Source organism: Kitasatospora cheerisanensis KCTC 2395 (assembly GCF_000696185.1).
Taxonomy (GTDB): Bacteria; Actinomycetota; Actinomycetes; order Streptomycetales; family Streptomycetaceae; genus Kitasatospora; species Kitasatospora cheerisanensis.
This window is the reverse complement of record NZ_KK853997.1, coordinates 4123232-4142273: the sequence shown is the minus strand read 5'-3', so window position 1 is coordinate 4142273 and position 19042 is coordinate 4123232. Positions and strand designations below refer to the sequence as shown.

Genomic DNA, 19042 nt, shown 5'->3' with positions numbered 1-19042 from the left:
TCACTCGAGGCCCCGCCAGTCCTCGTCCTGCACCGGCCACCAGGGCAGCTCGCGGGAGTGCACGGAGGTGTCGACCTGCTCCTGGCTCCAGGCGGGCGGGGCGAGGGTCGCGGTGTCGACCCGCAACTGCACCTGCAGCACCCGTTCGCCGGCCCGGCCGATCCGCTGCAGGGCGATCCGCTTCAGGTACTGCTCGGCGATCCGGCCGCGCGAGCCGGCGGGGCTCGGGCCGTCGCCGTCGGGGTGGGTGGACGCGTAGAGGTCCCAGGCGCGGCGCAGCAGGTTCTGGTCGAGGTGGCTGGGCGCCGGGTCGTGCCGGACCGCCGCGAGGTCCTGGGCGCTCAGCGGGTGCCAGTCGCGGGTGGTGACCCGGCCGTCGTCGGCGACGGTCTGCACCCGGGCGGAGACGGTGACCTCGCGCTGCAGCGGGTCCGGCGCGAACAGCTGCCAGTTCTGCTCGAACTCCGGGTAGACCACGGCGTTCAGCTGCGCGCGGTACTCCCGGGACACCGAGTTCTCCGGGGCCACGTGCAGGAACAGCGCGGCGAGGAACGCCAGGGTGCAGGCCGCGAGCCCCGCCCCGGCGACCGCCAGCACCGCCCGGGCGGGCTTCGACCAGACGCGCACGGCGGCCATCCTGCCGCACCGCGCACGCGTTCGAACAGAGGCGGGAGGGGCCGCTGTTACAGGACGAAGGGGTCCTGGCCGCCGCTGCTCACCATCGGACGGCCGGCGGCCTCCCAGGCGAACATGCCGCCGTCCACGTTCACCGCGTCCCGGCCGCCCGCGACCAGGTACTGCACCACCTGCGCGGACCGGCCGCCGACCCGGCACAGCACGTACAGCCGGCCGTCGGGCAGCTCGTCGAGGCGGGCGACCACCTGGCCGATCGGGATGTGCAGCGCACCGTCCACGTGGCCGGCGTCCCACTCGTCCTGCTCGCGGACGTCGAGGAGCACGGCGTCGGCGGGCACCGAGGCGGCGTCGGTGGTGGGCAGCTGAGCGAACATCTGGGGGGTCTCCTGGGGTCGGGACGGATCGTTCGGGCCATTGTCGGGCAGCAGCGCGGCCAGCTTGGCCTGCCGGTCGGCGGCCGTGGCCAGCAGCTGCTCGGCGAGGTCCTCCAGCAGGCGCTCCGGCTCGTCGGGGCGGAGCAGCAGCAGCTCGCCCATCGGGGTGCGCTCCAGCCGGACGCGTTCGGTGGCCAGCGCGGTGATCCGGCCGGTCAGCCACTCCAGGCGCTGGCGCAGCCAGGCCAGCCGATCGGGGGAGTCCACGGCGGGCGCGGACTCCGGGTCGGTGGACCACTCCTCGGCGAGCCGTTCCAGCGCTTCGGTGTCGGCCAGCGCGTACGCCTCGTTGACCCGGGCGATGAACGCCGAGCGGCGCTGCTGCTCGGCCGGGTCGGTCGTCAGGTCGGGGTGGGCGCGGCGGGCCAGTTCGCGGTAGACCCGCTGGGCGTCCTTGTCGGGCCGCACCCGGCGGGCCTCCGGCTCGCCCTCGCGGGGCCGCGCTCCTCGGCGGGCTCGACCCGCTCCCGGCCTCGCGGGCCCGCCGCAGGTCCTCCGGGTCGCCGCTGAGCGCCGCCACCGACTCGGCGATCAGCGCGTCCAGCTCGTCCAGTTCGGCGTACAGCGGGCCGAGCAGCTGGTGGTGGGCGAGTGCGAAGTTGTCGATCTCCACCCGCAGGGTGGCCACGTCCACGTCCAGGGTCAGCCAGGCCAGCTCGGCCGCCGCGACCCGCTCCTCCAGCTCCTGCCGCTCCGGATCCGCCCACACCTCGACGCTCGGTACGCTCACCCGGGCAACCCTACCGGGGCCGCCGCGCCGCCCGACCGGGTGACGGTGGTGCACGCCGGGGGCGCGCCGTCAACGACACGCAACTGATACGGACGAATCTGCCCGATTAACTACCTCCCATTGGCATCTCCATGCTTCATTGGAGGACGCACGCAAGGACGCGCGCACCGGCCAGGAGGAGCAGCAAGAACCACAAAGGGGCAGACCGATATCCATGGTGGACCAGCCCATCTCCGCACCCGACCGGGCGGACCCCCCGGGCGGCCGCCCCGCCGGGGTGGTGGCGCTGCTGCGGGTCGCCGCCGTGCTGGTCGACCCGGACGGCCGGATCGCGGTGTGGAACCGCACCGCCGAGGAACTGTTCGGCCACCGCGCCGCCGTCACCGCCGGCCGCACCGCGCACGGCCTGCTGCCCGCCGTCTGCCCCCGCCACTCCCCGGACTCCCCCGCGCACCGCTGCGACGCCTTCGACACCCTCGACGACCTCGCCGCGGACGGCCCGTGGGCCGGCGCGATGACGGTGCACGACCGCGAGGAACGGCAGCGCGACATCCTGTGGTGGGTCTACCCGCTCGCCGAACCGGCCGGCCGCTCGCTGCTCGCGCTGGCCGCCGACGCCCGCCCGCTGCGCGCCTCCGGCCCCCGGATCGCCCTCGGCGAGCGCCTCGTCCCGTACGCCGCCGCGCCCGCCGGGGCCCGCCCGCAGCAGGTCGCCGCCGCCCTCGCGCCGCCCGCCGGGCAGGCCGCCGACGCGCTGGCCGCCCTGCTGCCCACCTGCTCCGCGGAGCGCCGCGGCCGGCTGCTGTCCGCGCTGACCGCCGCCGGCCCGCCCGCACTGCGGGTGGACGACGCGACGCTGCTGCCGGTGCTGCCGTACCAGTCCTCGCCGGGCGGGCCGTCCGGCACCGCCCGGGTCGCCGCCGGGATCGGCCGCCGCTACCCCACCCCGCAGCAGCGGGCCGCCCAGCAGCGCGAGCGCACCGCCCGCCGCCCCGCGGAGCCGCAGCGCGGCACGGGTGCCCGCGGCCCGCTCGGGGTACGGATACAGGCTGCCGGACCCGCAGCCGGCGCCACCGTCCCCGCCCCACGCGAACCCGCCGCCCACGGCCCGACCCCGGGAGGCCCCGCCATCGACCCCGCCGCCCGCCCGAACCGGCCCCGACCGCCACCGTCCTGCCCGGCCCGCCAGGGCCGCCGGCGGCGGCGTCGAGGTGGTCCGCGGCCTGCCCGACGACGGCGACCTCGCCCTGCTGGCCTCGGTCGGCAGCCAGGTCGGCACCACCCTCGACCTGGACACCACCGCCCGCGAACTGTGCCGGGTGCTGGTCCCCCGGGTCGCCGACTTCGCCTGCGTGGACCTGCTCGACGGCCTGCTCTCGGACGGCGAACTGCCCGCCGACCCGCCGGACGACCGCACCGTGCTGCGCCGCGTCGCCCGCACCTTCAACGCCTCCTCGCCGCGCTGGAGCCACGTCCTGGACGAGGGCGCGCTGCTGGCGATGCCGCGCTCCACCCCGCCCGGCCTGGCCCTGCAGGAGAACCAGCCGGTGCTGGTGCCGCTGATCTCCGCGGACGTCGCGGTCGACTACGCGGCCTCGCTGGGCGGCCCCGAGCTGGAGCCGGCCGTGGTGGGCCGCTCCATGCTGGTGCTGCCGCTGTCCGCGCGCGGCGCGGTGCTCGGCATCCTCAAGCTGCTGCGGCTGTCCGACCGGGCGCCGTTCACCCGCGCCGACGCCGACACCCTGAAGGAGATCGCCGCCCGCGCCGCACTGTCGCTGGACAACGCCCGGCTGCACCGCGCCGAGTCCAAGGTCGCCACCACCCTGCAGCGCTCGATGATCCCGTCCCGCCCGCCGAAGATCCCCGGCGTGCAGATCGCCCACCGCTACATGCCGGGCGACCGGAAGGCCGAGGTCGGCGGCGACTGGTTCGACGCCATCCAGCTGCCCGGCAGCCGGGTCGCCCTGGTGGTCGGCGACGTGATGGGCCACGGCCTGCACTCGGCCGCCGCGATGGGCCGCTTCCGCACCGCCATGCAGACCCTCGCCGCCCTGGACCTGCCACCGGGCCAGCTGCTGCGGCACCTCGACAACCTGGCCCACAAGCTCGGCGACGACCACCTCGCCACCTGCCTGTACGCCGTCTACGACCCGATCAACCGCACCTGCGAACTCGCCTCCGCCGGCCACGTCCCGCCGGTGCTGGTCCACCCCGACGGCCGCGGCGAGCTCCTCGACCTGCCCTCGGGCGCGCCGATCGGCGTCGGCGGGGTGCCGTTCGTCGCCAAGCGGATCGACGTCTCGGACGGCTCGATGCTGGTGATGTGCACCGACGGCCTGGTCGAGGTCCGCGGCGGCGACATAGGAGAGGGCCTGGCCGCGCTGTGCGGCAACCTGATCGACCCCAAGCAGACCCCGGACGAGGCCTGCGACACCGTCCTGAACACCCTGCACTCCGACGACCGGCAGGACGACATCGCGCTGCTGGTGGCCCGCTTCGACGGCGTCCCGCCGACCGAGGTCGCCACCTGGCAGCTGGGCGTCACCGAGCTGGAGGTCGGCCGGGCCCGCCGCCTGGTCCGCGACCAGCTCGCCGCCTGGCAGCTGACGGCGCTGTCCGAGACGGTCGAGCTGCTGGTGTCCGAACTGGTCACCAACGCCGTCCGGGTGGCCCGCTCGGAGGTGCAGTTGCAGCTGATCCGGGTCGACAAGCTGCTGGTCGAGGTCAGCGACGACAACCACAACCTGCCGTCGCTGGAGCCCGCCGACTCGCTCTCCGAACACGGCCGCGGCCTCAACCTGGTCAGCAAGCTCGCCGAGAAGTGGGGCACCGCCCGCAAGGCGGTCGGCAAGGTCGTCTACTTCGAGATGCCCCTGCCGAGGGAGCGGGGCTAGACGCCGACCGCCCGGGTCCGGCCCTGGGCGGTCACCGAGGCGGCCGCGCCGACCCCGGACAGCACCCGCGGCCAGTAGTCGCCGAACACCTCGATCCACACGGCGATCAGCACCGCGGTGCTGATCGCCACCAGGTGCTCCAGGCCCGCCAGGTTCGGCAGCAGCGCCGCCTCCACCACCATCGCGCCGATCACGGCGCCGCCCGTCCACCAGGCCCGGCAGCGGAACGCCACCACCACGGCCAGCGCCACCACGGCCGCCGACGGGCCGGTGTCGCGCACGTGCGCCACCCAGCGCGGGAAGCCCAGCAGGTGGTGCGGGCCGAGCGCGACCGCGATCCGGGCGAACAGCGTGCCGGCCAGCGTGCAGACGTACGCGACGACCAGGGTCAGCCGCCGGCCCAGCACGATCTCCGCCACCCCGAACACCAGGAACACCTGGGCCAGCGCCCCCCACACCGGCAGGTCCAGGGCCGGCACGTACAGCGACAGCGGGGTGCGCAGCAGCGACACGTCCAGCGGCAGCGCCGCCTTCACCACCCCGATGTCGGCGACGAACCGGTCCCCGCCCGGCAGGTGCTGAACGATCGAGAACAGCAGGACCAGTGCGGTCGCCGCCGTCGCCAGCGGCACCGCGGCGAATTTCCGGCGGAGCACCCGTTCCTTCACGGCGCCGAACAGCGCCCCCCACTCGGCGGTCGCGGCCCGGCGGATTACCGCCCCGGGCCCCGACCGCACGCCCCCCGCGTGGGTGATCCGTTTCACGACCCGGTGCTCCCGTCCCGACGACGTTCGGACTTTCCGACGTCCGTCCTGTTCTTCCGTGCCTCTTCTTCTACGCCTCGTCTTCGACACTACGCATCGGATTCCCCAGTGGCATCAGCTTGGAAGACCATGCGTGTCATACCGGGGTCTGATGTTCCGGCCCACTCCGCCCCCCGGCGGAGGGACCACCGTCCCGGGCCCACCGGGCCGGGAAGTTCGTGCTCAGCCCTGGTGCCGGCGGCGGAACAGCGCGGGCATGCTCGGCACCGTGATGAAGCCCTCCGCACGGGCCGAGGCGATACCGATCCGGGGAATCTCGCTGCTCTTCTCGAAGAGCAGATAACGCGGCTCCCAGATCGGGCGGTATTTCGCATTCGCGCGGTAGAGCGACTCGATCTGCCACCACCGCGAGAAGAACCCCAGCACCGAACGCCACAGCCGCAGCACCGGACCGGCGCCGAGCTTCGAACCGCGCTCGAAAACCGACCGGAACATCGCGAAGTTCAACGACACCCGCTCCAGCTCGACCTCCTTCGCGCGCTGCAGGAGTTCGATCACCATGAACTCCATCAGGCCGTTCTCGCTGTCCCGGTCGCGCCGCATCAGGTCCAGCGACAGGCCGTGCGCGCCCCACGGCACGAAGCTCAGCAGCGCCCGGAGCTCGCCGTCCCCGTCGAAGCACTCCAGCATCACGCAGCGCCCGTCGCCCGGGTCGCCGAGCCGGCCCAGCGCCATCGAGAAGCCGCGCTCGGTCGCGCCGTCCCGCCAGTGGTCGGCCTTCGCCACCAGCTCGGCCATCTCGCACTCGGGGATGTCCTCGTGGCGGCGGATCCGCACCGTGTACCCGGCCCGCTTGACCCGGTTGTAGGCCTGCCGGACCACCCGCATCGCCCGGCCGTCCAGCGAGAACTCGTCCAGTTCGACGATCGCCTCGTCGCCCAGCTCCAGCGCGTCCAGGCCGTGCCGGGCGTAGATCACGCCGGCCTCCTCGGAGGCGCCCATCACGGCCGGCACCCAGGCGTGCTCGCGGGCCTCGGCCAGCCAGGCGTCGATCGCGCCCGGCCAGGCCTCCGGGTCGCCGATCGGGTCGCCGGACGCCAGCGTCACGCCGCCGACCACCCGGTAGGCGATCGCCGCCTTCCCGCTCGGCGAGAAGACCACCGCCTTGTCCCGGCGCAGCGCGAAGTAGCCCAGCGAGTCCCGCTCGCCCTGCCGGTCCAGCAGCTCGCGGAGCTTCCGCTCGTCCTCGTCGGTCTGCAGCTCCTCGCCGCGCGGCGAGCGGAACGCGACGTACAGCACGGCCAGGAACAGCACCGCGCTCATCGCGTTGATCGCCGCGTTCACCCAGGTCGGCACGTCGATCACGTCGGCCACCTTCGCCGACGGGGTCAGCGTGATCATGCGGTGCACGGAGTAGCTGAACCGGGTGCCGAAGCCCGCGCCGGCGATGGTGTTGGTCAGCTGCACCAGCACCGAGCCGATCAGGCCGCCCAGCACCAGGCCGCCGACGGCCGCGGCCACCGCGGTCTTCGGGTTGGACCGGTCGCCCTTGGAGGTGAACTCGCGGCGGGAGACCAGCAGCGCCACCAGGAACAGGCCGGTCAGCACCACCGAGAAGAAGTTCCACGGGTGGGAGGCGAAGTGCTGGCCCCAGACCAGCAGCATCAGGTAGCCGACGAAGGTCAGCGCGGCCAGGCCGGTGTTGAAGATCCACGCCGCCCGCTTGCGGCGGCGCATCGCCACCGCGAGGAACAGCGCCAGTGCCACCGAGGTCAGGCCGACGGTCATCAGGTAGGGAGTGAAGAACTCCCCCTCGTTGTGCCGCTCCACCTGGTTGCGGAACGGCACGGACAGCACCGCCACCAGGTTCAGCAGCGCGACCAGCCGCAGGTACCAGACCGTTGACGTGGCGGCCCGCTTGCGCCATCGCGCCTGCGGGCCCGGGCCCTCGCCCCGGGCGGGGGACACTGCCGAGGCAGCCGTCTTCACTGTGGACACAGCAACCATTCCAGACGATCGAACATCGGGACGCATCCGCGCGCGGTCTGCGCGCTCCACCCCGGATTTCCATGGTTGCCCAGCGAAGATGAGAATTGCGTGAATCCGGTAGCGGATTCCCACCCCCGCCGATCGGCGGGGGTGACGGGCCGCTCCCGGGACCGAACCCCACCCCACGAGGGAGAGACATGCCGCCGACCCGGGTCCTGATCGTGGACGACGAGGTGCTGGTCCGCTCCGGGCTCGGCCTGATCGTCGGCTCCGCACCCGACCTGGAGGTGGTCGGCGGCTGCTCCGGCGGCCAGGCCGAGCAGCAGACCCGGGCGCTCGACCCGGACGTGGTGCTGCTCGACGTCCGGATGCCCGACCTGGACGGCATCAGCGTGCTGCGCCGGCTGCGCGCCCTGCCCGACCCGCCGGCCGTCGCCATGCTCACCACCTTCGACACCGACGAGTACATCGGCACCGCGCTGCGGGCCGGCGCCGCCGGGTTCCTGCTGAAGGACACCGCCCCCGAGCAGCTGGTGCACGCCGTCCGGGTGCTCGCCGCGGGCGGCAGCGTGCTCTCCCCGACCGTCGCCCGCACCGTGATCTCCGGCTACGTGGACGGCGGCGGCCCCGACCTCACCGCCACCGCCCTCACCCACCGGCTCACCGGCCGCGAACTCGACGTGCTGGCCCTGCTCGGCGAGGGCCTCTCCAACGCCGAGATAGCGGACCGCCTGTTCCTCGGCACCGGCACCGTCAAGGACCACATCAGCGCCATCCTGGCCAAGCTCGGCGCCGCCAACCGGGTCCAGGCCGCCGTCATCGCGCACCGCGCCGGGCTGGTCCGCGACCGGCGGGACGAGGAGTGACCGACGCCCCCCACCGCTGGGCCTGGCTGCGCTCCCCCCGCACCACCCTGCTGGTCCCGGTGGCGGCCGCCGCGCTCGACTCCGCGCTGGTCGCGAAGGGCTCCGCGCCCTGGCAGCTCGCGCTGTCCGCGCTGTCCGTGGTCGCCCTGTTCGGCCGCCGCCGGTACCCGCTGACGGTGGCGCTGCTCACCCTGCCAGGGGCGTTCTTCAACGAGATCTGGCTGGCCCCGCTCACCGCCGTGTACTCGGTCGCCGCCGCCTGCCCCAAGCCCCGGATCCCGGTCGCCTGCGCCGTCTCCTTCGCCCTGGTGGAGTTCTTCCACTGGCCGTTCGACCCCGAGCTGTTCGCCCTCAGCCGGGACAACGCGCTGTACGCCATCCAGTCCGCGATGCTCGGCGCCGGACCGGCCGCGCTCGGCATGCTCGCCCGCACCCGCCGCGAACTCGGCGAACGCGTGGTCGAGCTCACCGAGGGCCGGCAGCGCGAGAGCCGGCTGATCGCCGAGAAGGTGCTGGCCGCCGAACGCGCCCGGCTGGCCCGCGAGATGCACGACGTGGTCTCCCACCAGGTCAGCCTGATCTCCGTCCAGGCCGGGGCGATCCAGGTCGCCAGCACCGACCCGGCCTCCCGGGACGGCGCCCGCACCATCCGCGAACTCTCCGTCCGCACCCTGGACGAGCTGCGGCAGATGGTCGGCGTGCTGCGCGCCGCCGGCGTCGGCAACGGCACCCCGCTCGCCCCCCAGCCCACCCTCGCCGACCTGCCCCGGCTGATCGACGGCAGCGGCCTGCCCGTCACCCGCCGGCTCGACCCCGGCCGCCGCGACTGGCCCGAGGCCGTCGAACGGGCCGCCTACCGGACGGTGCAGGAGGGGCTCACCAACATCAGCAAGCACGCCCCCGGCGCCGAGGTCACCGTCCGGGTCGCCGCCCGCGGCGGGAAGCTCCACGTCGAGGTCCGCAACGGGCCGCCCACCGGCCGCCCCGCCGCGCCGCTGCCCGGCGGCGGCCACGGCCTGATCGGGCTGCGCGAACGGGCGGCCCTGCTCGGCGGCACCTTCACCGCCGGCCCCACCCCCGACGGCGGGTTCAGCCTGCACGCCGTTCTGCCCGCCTGAGCACGACGGACGCGCCGGGGCGGGAAGCGAAACGCCCGGGAAATGGACGGGGACGACAAAAAACCCCGCAGATCCTGAGATCTGCGGGGCTTCGCTGTGCGCGAGGGGGGAGTTGAACCCCCACGCCCTTTCGGGCACTGGAACCTGAATCCAGCGCGTCTGCCTATTCCGCCACCCGCGCATGGGTGTTGTCTTCGGGAGCTTGTCGCTCTTTCGACTCTCCGAGAAGCTTAGCGCATCTCTTCGGGTCTTCCGTTCGGCTCCCTTGCGGGCGCCCCTTCCGACATGGAAAACATTAGCACGGCCGGAGCCCCACCTGCGAATCCTTTCCCCGGGGCCCCCGGCACGGGTCCGGCCGGGCCGCAACCCGGGGCCGGTGCGAACGGGTGAGCGGACCGCCCAGTGGGTACCCTCCGGGCGCGACCTGGCCGGGGAACCGTACGGAAGGGCCGGGCGTGGATACGATCAGTACGGAAGTACCGCTTTCCAGCCGACGAGCCGGCCCGACCGACGCCCTGAGAGGGGGTGCCCCGTGGGAGTCCTGAAGAAGTTCGAGCAGCGACTCGAAGGTCTCGTGAACGGCACCTTCGCGAAGGTGTTCAAGTCCGAGGTCCAACCGGTGGAGATCGCCGGCGCCCTCCAGCGCGAGTGCGACAACAACGCCACCATCTGGAACCGGGACCGCACGGTCGTCCCGAACGACTTCATCGTCGAGCTCAGCCCGCACGACCACGAGCGCCTCAGCCCCTACGCCACCCAGCTCGGCAACGAACTGGCCGGCATGGTCCGCGAGTACGCCGAGGCCCAGCGGTACACCTTCATGGGGCCGCTCCAGGTCGCCCTGGAGAAGGCCGACGACCTGGACACCGGCCTGTACCGGGTGCGCAGCCGCACGCTGGCCGCCGAGGAGCCGCCGCGGCCGCCCGCGCCGCCCGCCGGCCCGCCCGGCTACGGCCGCCCGCCGACCCCGCCGGCCCCGGCGCGCCCTGGCACCAGGCCCCCGCCGCCCCGTACGGCGCCCCGCCGCCGCCCTCCGCCCCGCCCGCGATGCCGCCCGCTCCGCCGGCCCCCGGCAACAACGTGCGGCCGTTCCCCGGCGCGGGCCACGGCGGCGCCGGCACCCGGCGCTGGATCGAGGTGAACGGCGCCCGGCACCAGATCAGCCAGAACGCGGTCGTGCTGGGCCGGTCCACCGAGGCCGACATCCGGATCGACGACCCGGGAGTGTCCCGCAAGCACGCCGAGATCCGCCCCGGGACGCCCGCGATGGTCATGGACCTGGGCTCCACCAACGGCATCGTGGTGGACGGGCAGCACACTCAGCGCGCTACGCTCCGCGACGGCTCCCGGATCGTCCTGGGGTCGACCACCATCGTCTACCGACAGGTCGAAGGGTAGAAGCGGGCCGGTATGTCTGATCTGACCCTCACGGTCATGCGGCTGGGCTTCCTCGCCGTGCTCTGGCTGTTCGTCATCGTCGCCGTGCAGGTGATCCGCAGCGACCTGTTCACCACCAAGGGCGCCACCCGGTCCTCCGGGCAGCGGGGCGCGTCCGCCGCGCCGGCCGCGTCCGGGGCGGGGCGGGCGCCGCAGGGGCAGCCGGGGGCCACCGCCCAGCAGCAGTCCCGGCAGCGCCGCGGGCAGCCCACCCACCTGGTGGTCACCCAGGGCTCACTGGCCGGGACCACCGTCGCGCTGCACGGCCAGACCGTCACGCTGGGCCGGGCGCACGACTCCACGATCGTCCTGGACGACGACTACGCGTCCTCCCGTCACGCCAGGATCTACCCCGATCAGGCTGGGCAGTGGACCGTCGAGGATCTAGGCTCCACCAACGGCACCTATCTGGACCGACAGCGGCTCACCACGCCGACGCCGCTCCAGATCGGCGTGCCGATCCGAATCGGCCGGACCGTCATCGAACTGCGGAAGTAGTCAGCGCATGAGGACCAGCTCCACCCGAAGGAGGGCCCGGACAGCATGAGTCTCGTGCTGCGCTTCGCCGCCGGCTCGCACAAGGGCCTGATCCGCGAGGGGAACGAGGACTCCGGCTACGCCGGGCCCCGCCTGCTCGCGGTGGCCGACGGCATGGGCGGGGCGGCGGCCGGTGAGGTCGCCTCCTCCGAGGTGCTCGGGTCGATCGTCCGCCTCGACGAGGAACAGCCCGGCGCCGACCTGCTGACGCTGCTCAACGACGCGGTGCAGACCGCCAACGACCGGCTCCGGCACATGGTCGAGCAGGACCCGCAGCTCGAAGGCATGGGCTGCACCCTCACCGCGCTGCTGTGGGACGGCCACCGGATGGGCCAGGTGCACATCGGCGACTCCCGCGCCTACCTGCTGCGGGACGGCCGGCTCGACCAGATCACCCAGGACCACACCTGGGTGCAGCGGCTGGTCGACGAGGGCCGGATCACCGCCGAGGAGGCCGAGACCCACCCGCAGCGCTCGCTGCTGATGCGCGCCCTGGACGGCCGCGGCCAGGTCGAGCCCGACCTGTCGATCCGCGAGGTCCGGGCCGGCGACCGCTACCTGATCTGCTCCGACGGCCTGTCCGGCCCGGTCAGCCACCAGACCCTGGAGGAGACGCTCGGCAGCTACTACGCGCCGCAGCAGACCGTCCAGGAGCTGATCCAGCTGGCGCTGCGCGGCGGCGGCCCGGACAACATCACTTGCATCGTCGCGGACGTGATCGACGTCGGCGCCACCGACACCCTCAGCGGCCAGGTCACGCAGGCGCCGGAGGTGGTCGGCGCGGTCGCCGACACCCAGCCGCACCCGATGCACGACCCGCACCTGCTGGACACCCCCGCCGGGCGGGCGGCCGGCCTCGGCCGCACCCCGCAGCCCCCGCAGGGCGCCTTCGGGCCCGCCGAGGGCTACCAGGGCGGCTACGAGCAGCAGCCCGGCTACGGCGCCCCCGCCGGCGACTTCGGCCCCGCCGAGGGCTACCAGGACGGCTACGACCCGTCCGGCGGCTACGGCGACCCGGCCGGCTTCCCGCCCGGCGAGGGCGGCGAGTACGGCGGCCCCGCCGAGCCGTACGAGGGCGAGGCCCCGCCGAGCCGGCGCAAGAAGAAGCGCGGCCTGAAGCTCACCCTGATCGGGGTGCTGGTGCTCGCGGTGCTCGGTGCCGGCGGCTGGTTCGCCTGGCAGTGGAACCAGAAGCAGTACTACGTCGGCACCGACAACGGCCACGTCGCCGTCTTCCGGGGCCTCGACCAGAACCTGGCCGGGCTGAAGCTCAGCTCGGTCTACCAGCAGTTCGGCGACGTCGAACTGCAGTACCTGCCCGCGTTCCAGCGCGACCAGGTCGCCAAGAACATCCAGGCGAGCAGCCTGGACGACGCCCGGAAGCAGGTCGACGCGCTGCGCGCGCAGGCCGCCGTCTGCAAGAAGGTCGCCGATTCCAAGGCCGCCCCGGCCACCGGGGACGCCGCGCCGTCCGCCCCGCCGCTGACCGAGCAGGAGCAGCAGCTCGCCGTGTCCTGCTCGGCGCAGTAGGCCGCGGGCGATCCCGGGGGTTTCCACAGGCATGAGCACATTCGACGTGAGCAGCGGCCGCACGCCCACCACCGGGCGGCGCCGCGCCGTCGGCCGGTCCTCGGCGGGCGACGCCCCGAACCGGCGCAACACCGAACTCCTGATGCTGGGCTTCGCCGTCCTCGTCCCGATCCTGGCGTACGCCAACGTCGGCCTGGCGATGGACGGCAGCCTGCCCGCGGGCATGCTGTCGTACGGGCTGGGCCTGGGCGCGCTCGCGCTGGTCGCCCACCTGGCGGTGCGGCGGTTCGCGCCGTACGCCGATCCGCTGCTGCTGCCGCTGGCGACGCTGCTGAACGGGCTCGGCCTGGTGATGATCTGGCGGCTCGACAAGGCCGGCAAGCTGCTGATCAAGAACTTCCCCGCGGCCGCGAACCAGCTGATGTGGTCCGGGATCGGCCTGGCGGTGTTCATCGGCGTGGTGTGGCTGCTGAAGGACCACCGGATCCTGCAGCGCTACACCTACATCTCGATGGTGGTGGCGCTGGTGCTGCTGGCCGCGCCGGCCTTCTTCCCGTCCCGGAAGGAGGACTTCGGCGCGAAGATCTGGATCCGCATCGGCTCGTTCTCGGTCCAGCCCGGCGAGTTCGCCAAGATCATCCTGACGGTGTTCTTCGCGGGCTTCCTGATGGTCAAGAAGGACGCCCTGGCGCTGGCCAGCCGCAAGTTCATGGGCCTGTACCTGCCGCGCGGACGCGACCTCGGCCCGATCGTGGTGGTCTGGCTGCTGTCGATCCTGATCCTGGTGTTCGAGACCGACCTGGGCTCCTCGTTCCTGTTCTTCGGCCTGTTCGTGGTGATGCTGTACGTCGCCACCGAGCGGACCAGCTGGATCGTCTTCGGTCTGGTGATGTCGCTCGGCGGCGCGGCCGTGGTGGCCTCCACCGAGTCGCACGTGAAGACCCGCATCAACGCCTGGCTGGACCCGATGGCGGCGTTCGCGCCGAAACCGCCCCCGCAGTCCTCCGAGCAGATCGGGCAGACCCTGATGTCGCTCGGCTCGGGCGGCACCGTCGGAACCGGGCTCGGGCAGGGCCGCAGCTGGCTGATCCAGTTCGCGGCGAAGAGCGACTTCATCCTCGGCTCGTTCGGCGAGGAGCTGGGCCTGACCGGTCTGATGGCGCTGTTCATGGTCTACGGCCTGGTGGTGCAGCGCGGCCTGCGCACCGCGCTGGCGGCCCGCGACCCGTTCGGCAAGCTGCTGGCGGTCGGCCTGAGCTCGGCCTTCGCGCTGCAGGTGTTCGTGGTCGCGGGCGGCGTCACCGGCCTGATCCCGCTGACCGGTATGACCATGCCGTTCCTGGCCCAGGGCGGATCCTCGGTGGTCGCGAACTGGGCGCTGATCGCCATCCTGTTGAAGATCAGCGACACCGCCCGCCGCCCGGCCGTCGAACCGGCCGCCGCCATCCCGGAACCGGCCGGACCGGAGCGGTACGGACCCGGCAGCGGCGCACCGGACCAGAGCAGGGGAGCGTCCTCGTGAACAAGCCGATCCGCCGGGTGTCGATCTTCTGCCTGGTCCTGATCCTCGCCCTGATGCTGCGGGTGAACTGGGTGCAGGGCGTGCAGGCCTCGGACTGGGCCAACAACCCGCACAACGACCGCGCCAAGTACGACCGGTACGCCTACCCGCGCGGCAACATCATCGTCGGCGGCCAGGCCGTCACCAAGTCCGACTTCGTCAACGGCCTGCGCTACAAGTACAAGCGCTCCTGGGTGGACGGGCCGATGTACGCGCCGGTCACCGGCTACTCCTCGCAGACCTACGACGCCAGCCAGCTGGAGAAGCTGGAGGACGGCATCCTCTCCGGCACCGACTCCCGGCTGTTCTTCCGCAACACCCTGGACATGCTGACCGGCAAGCCCAAGCAGGGCGGCGACGTGGTCACCACGATCGACCCCAAGGTGCAGAAGGCCGGCTTCGAGGGCCTCGGCGACAAGAAGGGCGCCGCGGTCGCCATCGACCCGCGCACCGGGGCGATCCTGGGCCTGGTCTCCACCCCGTCCTACGACCCGAGCACCTTCGCGGGCGGCACCGACGAGGACGGCAAGGCCTGGACGGCGCTCAACAACGACCCGAACAAGCCGATGCTGAACCGGGCGCTGCGCGAGACCTACCCGCCCGGCTCGACCTTCAAGCTGGTCACCGCGGCGACCGCGTTCGAGACCGGCAAGTACCAGAAGCCGACGGACGCCACCGACACCCCGGACCAGTACATCCTGCCCGGCACCAGCACCCCGCTGATCAACGCCAGCCCCACCGAGGACTGCGGGGACGCCACGGTGCAGCACGCGATGGACCTGTCCTGCAACACCGTGTTCGGCAAGATGGGCGCCGAGCTGGGCGGCGACGCGCTGCGCGCGCAGGCCGAGAAGTTCGGCTTCAACAAGGAGGTGAACATCCCGGTCCGGGCCGACGCCAGCCACTTCCCGTCGAACTCCAAGCCCGACGGCACCGCGATGGACGCCATCGGCCAGCACGACACCCGGGCCACCCCCCTGCAGATGGCCATGGTGGCCGCGGCGATCGCCAACAACGGCTCGCTGATGGAGCCGTACCTGGTCGCCCAGGAGGGCTCGGCCGGGAACGTGATCTCCACCCACACCGAGCGGCAGCTGTCGCAGGCGGTCACGCCGGCCACCGCGCAGAAGCTCCAGCAGCTGATGGAGTCGGTGGTCCAGAACGGCACCGGCAAGAACGCGCGGATCCCGGGCGTGACGGTCGGCGGCAAGACCGGCACCGCCCAGCACGGCCAGGACAACTCGGGGCTGCCGTTCGCCTGGTTCGTCTCCTACGCCAAGGGCCAGGACGGCAAGCAGGTCGCCGTCGCGGTGGTGGTCGAGGACGGCGCCGGCGAGTCCCGCGAGATCTCCGGCGGTTCGCTGGCCGCGCCGATCGCCAAGGCGATGATGCAGGCGGCGCTCGGCAAGTAGGTCGGTCGTATCCGTCACATTCCGGCCGTCGATCCTCGATCGGTGGCCGGAATTGTCACAATGGGACGGTCCGGGTCGATACCGGTCTGGTCTCAGCTGGCAGCCTGCAACAGGCGGGTCAGGTTCGCCCGGTAGCGTATCCGCCAGCAGCGGGTGTACCCGCAGCCAGTCCGCGGCCTACACCGCGGACGCCGGCACCGTGAAACCACTGCGGCGGCGGCCGCGTCACAACAGAGCGTGCGGGGACACTACGTCACATCCTCACCGGCCGGTGGGGGAGAGGGTCGGAGATATGGAAGAGCCTCGTCGCCTAGGCGGCAGGTACGAGCTCGGCGGCGTCCTCGGGCGCGGTGGCATGGCCGAGGTGTACCTCGCCCACGACACCCGGCTCGGCCGCCAGGTCGCCGTGAAGACCCTCCGCACCGACATGGCCCGCGATCCCTCGTTCCAGGCCCGCTTCCGCCGCGAGGCGCAGTCCGCGGCCTCGCTGAACCACCCCGCCATCGTCGCGGTCTACGACACCGGCGAGGACTACATCGACGGGATCTCCATCCCGTACATCGTGATGGAGTACGTCGAGGGCTCCACCCTCCGCGAGCTGCTGCACACCGGGCGGCGGCTGCTGCCCGAGCGGGCGCTGGAGATGACCATCGGCATCCTGCAGGCGCTGGAGTACTCGCACCGCGCCGGCATCGTGCACCGTGACATCAAGCCCGCCAACGTGATGCTGACCCGGCAGGGCAACGTCAAGGTGATGGACTTCGGCATCGCCCGTGCGATGGGCGACGCCGGCATGACGATGACCCAGACCTCCGCGGTCATCGGCACCGCCCAGTACCTCTCCCCCGAGCAGGCCAAGGGCGAGACCGTCGACGCCCGCTCCGACCTGTACTCGACCGGCTGCCTGCTGTACGAGCTGCTCACCGTCCGCCCGCCGTTCGTCGGCGACTCCCCCGTCGCGGTGGCCTACCAGCACGTGCGCGAGGAGCCCGCCCCGCCGTCCGCGTACGACCCCGAGGTCCGCCCGGAGATCGACGCGATCGTGCTGAAGGCGCTCGCCAAGGAGCGCGACTACCGCTACCAGTCCGCCGACGAGATGCGCGACGACATCGAGCGCTTCCTCGACGGCCTGCCGGTCGCCGCCGCCCAGCAGGCCGCCTACGGCATGGGCGCGGCCGGCTACGGCTACGACCAGGGCAACGGGCAGTACGACCCGTACGGCCAGACCAACGTGCTGCCCCAGCAGGGCGGTCCGACCACCATGCTGCCGCCGGCCGGCAACCAGCAGCCCGCGCCGTACGGCGGGTACCAGGACGGCGGCTACGGCAACGGTGGCGGCGGCTACGACGACGACGGCTACGAGGGCCGCGGCAGCCGGCGGCGCGAGGAGCAGCCGAAGAAGAACAACACCTCCTGGATCATCCTGGCCGTCGCGGCGGTGCTGGTCCTGGTCGGCGCGTTCTTCGTGGTGCAGGCGATGGTGAAGACCGGCGGGGGCACGGCCAAGACCAGCGTCCCGAACCTGGTCGGCAAGACCCTCGCCGACGCGGAGACGGCGGCGAAGTCGCAGAACCCGAAGCTCGGCGTGACCGCGGGCGACCCGGTCGCCTGCCCCGACACCAAGATCCAGAAGGACCAGGTCTGCACCCAGGAGCAGGCCGCGGGCACCGAGGTCGCCGTCGACAGCAAGATCGTCGTGCACCTGTCCTCCGGCCCGGCCCAGGTCGACGTCCCCGACGTCACCAACCAGACCAAGGACGCCGCCAGCGCGGCCCTGGCCGCCAAGGGCTTCCAGGTCACCATCAACTACAGCACCGACGACAAGGTCGACCAGGACAAGGTCGTCTCGCAGTCGGTGACCGGCAAGGCCGCGACCGGGACCAACATCACCCTGGTGGTCTCCTCCGGCTCGCAGAAGGTCACCGTGCCGAACCTGGTCGGGCAGTCCCAGGACAACGCGTCCCAGGCGCTCACCGAGCTCAACCTGACGGCGAACGTCGTCACCAAGACCGTCACCGACCAGACCCGGGTCGGCCAGGTCATCGACCAGTCGGTGCCGAAAAACACCCAGGTCAAGAAGGGCACCCAGGTCACCCTGACGGTGGGCAAGCTGGCCGACAAGGTCACCATGCCGCCGCTGCAGAACCTGAAGGTCAGCGAGGCCACCGCCAAGCTCACCGAGCTCGGCCTGCGCTACCAGCTGGCCGGCCCGCAGGACGTCAACGCCGTGGTGGTCAGCTCCAACGTGACGGCCGGCACCCAGCTGAACCCCGGCGACCAGGTGATCCTGGTCGTGCGGGCGGCGGAGAAGCCGTCCCAGCCCTGACCGGGCCCGCACCCGCCGAAGGGCCGCACCGTCCTCGGACGGTGCGGCCCTTCGGCGTTGACTGCCCGTCAGCGCAGCTCGGGCGGCGGCGTCCGGCGGGCGTCCACCGGATCCACCCGGACCAGCTTCGCCCACACCGCCATCCGGTAGCGCGAGGTGTACACCGGCGTGCAGGTGGTCAGCGTCAGGTACCGGCCCGGTCCGGTGAACGGCGACCCCTCGGGGACGGGCGCCACCACGCCCACGTTGTACTTGGAGGTCTGCGGCAGCGTCCCGGCGACCTGGTACACGTACCAGTCGTCCCGGGTCTCCACCACCACCGCGTCGCCGTCGACCAGCCGGTCCAGGTCGTGGAACTTCGCGCCGTGCCCGTCCCGGTGCGCCGCCAGCGCGAAGTTGCCCTCCTGGTCCCAGGGCATCGCCGAACGGTACGGCTCCTCGTACACCCCGGCCACGCCCTCGTTGAGCACCTCGGCGGTGGTGCCCATCCGGATCAGCGTCTGGTCGTCCTTGCCGAACGCCGGCACGTGCAGGAAGCCGATGCCGTCACCCGCCGCGTACTCCGGGGCCGGTGACGCCTCGTCACCCGGGCCGGGCGAGGCCGGGGCGCTCCAGGTCTGCCGCAGCCGGTCCCCCTGCCGGTCCGCGGCCCGCTGGGCCATCACGTCCGTCCACCACAGCGAGTACCCGACGAACAGGGCCAGCACCAGGCCGAGGGTGATCAGCAGCTCCCCCGCCAGCCCCAGGGCCGAAGCCACCCGTCCGCGCCGCTGCCCGCTCCGAATGGCTGTGCCCATGGTGCCGTGCC

14 protein-coding genes, 1 tRNA gene and 1 pseudogene are annotated in these 19042 nt (G+C 72.8%); 9 read left to right on the top strand and 7 right to left on the bottom strand.

The features are described from left to right. The 3 genes from KCH_RS18820 to KCH_RS42600 form a co-directional block, all read right to left on the bottom strand. Positions 1-636, bottom strand: a complete 636-nt coding sequence (locus KCH_RS18820) for a DUF5819 family protein (protein WP_035864479.1) — start codon at positions 634-636, stop codon at positions 1-3. 47 nt (positions 637-683) lie between these two features. After that, positions 684-1010 (bottom strand): rhodanese-like domain-containing protein, encoded by a 327-nt coding sequence (locus tag KCH_RS18815; protein ID WP_035872682.1) that lies wholly within the window; start codon positions 1008-1010, stop codon positions 684-686. A 926-nt stretch (positions 1011-1936) separates the two neighbouring features. Then, a complete protein-coding gene (locus KCH_RS42600; RefSeq protein WP_208865967.1) occupies positions 1937-2905 on the bottom strand; it encodes a hypothetical protein in 969 nt (322 codons plus the stop codon). A 106-nt stretch (positions 2906-3011) separates the two neighbouring features. Here KCH_RS42600 and KCH_RS18800 point away from each other — a divergent pair, with 106 nt between their 5' ends. Next, positions 3012-4694, top strand: coding sequence for an ATP-binding SpoIIE family protein phosphatase (locus KCH_RS18800; protein ID WP_051653208.1), 1683 nt, complete (start codon positions 3012-3014; stop codon positions 4692-4694). On the opposite strand, the gene KCH_RS41435 is transcribed toward KCH_RS18800, so the two are convergent. Both KCH_RS41435 and KCH_RS18790 read right to left on the bottom strand, forming a co-directional pair. Beyond that, the gene (locus tag KCH_RS41435) at positions 4691-5350 is read right to left on the bottom strand and encodes a hypothetical protein (protein WP_157032102.1); all 660 of its coding nucleotides are present in this window, start codon (positions 5348-5350) and stop codon (positions 4691-4693) included. The two genes, KCH_RS18800 and KCH_RS41435, sit on opposite strands and share 4 nt — an antisense overlap. 330 nt (positions 5351-5680) lie before the next feature. Then, entirely contained in the window at positions 5681-7426 is a 1746-nt protein-coding gene (locus tag KCH_RS18790) for a phosphatidylglycerol lysyltransferase domain-containing protein (RefSeq protein WP_035864471.1), read from the bottom strand. 218 nt (positions 7427-7644) lie between these two features. On the opposite strand from KCH_RS18790, the gene KCH_RS18785 reads away from it, so the two are divergent. Both KCH_RS18785 and KCH_RS18780 read left to right on the top strand, forming a co-directional pair. After that, on the top strand, positions 7645-8313 hold the full coding sequence (locus KCH_RS18785) for a response regulator (protein WP_035864469.1): 669 nt from the start codon (positions 7645-7647) through the stop codon (positions 8311-8313). Continuing rightward, entirely contained in the window at positions 8310-9431 is a 1122-nt protein-coding gene (locus tag KCH_RS18780; protein ID WP_084223730.1) for a sensor histidine kinase, read from the top strand. The genes KCH_RS18785 and KCH_RS18780 overlap by 4 nt, the downstream gene beginning before the upstream one ends. A gap of 97 nt (positions 9432-9528) precedes the next feature. On the opposite strand, the gene KCH_RS18775 is transcribed toward KCH_RS18780, so the two are convergent. Beyond that, positions 9529-9612, bottom strand: a tRNA-Leu gene (locus KCH_RS18775). Between the two features lie 351 nt (positions 9613-9963). Between KCH_RS18775 and KCH_RS18770 the strand changes: the two are divergent. The 6 genes and pseudogenes from KCH_RS18770 (at position 9964) to pknB (ending at position 18234) form a co-directional block, all read left to right on the top strand. After that, positions 9964-10829 (top strand): annotated as a pseudogene (locus KCH_RS18770) (FhaA domain-containing protein). 12 nt (positions 10830-10841) lie between these two features. Beyond that, positions 10842-11366, top strand: coding sequence for an FHA domain-containing protein FhaB/FipA (locus KCH_RS18765; RefSeq protein WP_035864467.1), 525 nt, complete (start codon positions 10842-10844; stop codon positions 11364-11366). 45 nt (positions 11367-11411) lie between these two features. After that, positions 11412-12935, top strand: a complete 1524-nt coding sequence (locus KCH_RS18760; RefSeq protein ID WP_035864465.1) for a PP2C family protein-serine/threonine phosphatase — start codon at positions 11412-11414, stop codon at positions 12933-12935. Between the two features lie 31 nt (positions 12936-12966). Further along, entirely contained in the window at positions 12967-14457 is a 1491-nt protein-coding gene (locus KCH_RS18755) for an FtsW/RodA/SpoVE family cell cycle protein (protein WP_035864463.1), read from the top strand. After that, on the top strand, positions 14454-15908 hold the full coding sequence (locus KCH_RS18750; RefSeq protein WP_035864460.1) for a peptidoglycan D,D-transpeptidase FtsI family protein: 1455 nt from the start codon (positions 14454-14456) through the stop codon (positions 15906-15908). The genes KCH_RS18755 and KCH_RS18750 overlap by 4 nt, the downstream gene beginning before the upstream one ends. Before the next feature lie 292 nt (positions 15909-16200). Continuing rightward, positions 16201-18234 carry a Stk1 family PASTA domain-containing Ser/Thr kinase gene (gene pknB, locus KCH_RS18745; protein WP_035864458.1) on the top strand — a complete coding sequence of 678 codons (2034 nt, stop codon included), beginning with the start codon at positions 16201-16203 and terminating at the stop codon, positions 18232-18234. 68 nt (positions 18235-18302) lie between these two features. Here pknB and KCH_RS18740 read toward each other — a convergent pair whose 3' ends face one another. Next, entirely contained in the window at positions 18303-19031 is a 729-nt protein-coding gene (locus KCH_RS18740; protein WP_035864457.1) for a class E sortase, read from the bottom strand. Positions 19032-19042: the final 11 nt, after the last annotated feature.

Coding starts and splice junctions, on each gene's coding strand:
- KCH_RS18820 (WP_035864479.1), bottom strand. CDS start 636: ATGGCCGCCGTGCGCGTCTGGTCGAAGCCCGCCCGGGCGGTGCTGGCG.
- KCH_RS18815 (WP_035872682.1), bottom strand. CDS start 1,010: ATGTTCGCTCAGCTGCCCACCACCGACGCCGCCTCGGTGCCCGCCGAC.
- KCH_RS18760 (WP_035864465.1), top strand. CDS start 11,412: ATGAGTCTCGTGCTGCGCTTCGCCGCCGGCTCGCACAAGGGCCTGATC.
- KCH_RS18765 (WP_035864467.1), top strand. CDS start 10,842: ATGTCTGATCTGACCCTCACGGTCATGCGGCTGGGCTTCCTCGCCGTG.
- pknB (WP_035864458.1), top strand. CDS start 16,201: ATGGAAGAGCCTCGTCGCCTAGGCGGCAGGTACGAGCTCGGCGGCGTC.
- KCH_RS18755 (WP_035864463.1), top strand. CDS start 12,967: ATGAGCACATTCGACGTGAGCAGCGGCCGCACGCCCACCACCGGGCGG.
- KCH_RS18740 (WP_035864457.1), bottom strand. CDS start 19,031: ATGGGCACAGCCATTCGGAGCGGGCAGCGGCGCGGACGGGTGGCTTCG.
- KCH_RS18785 (WP_035864469.1), top strand. CDS start 7,645: ATGCCGCCGACCCGGGTCCTGATCGTGGACGACGAGGTGCTGGTCCGC.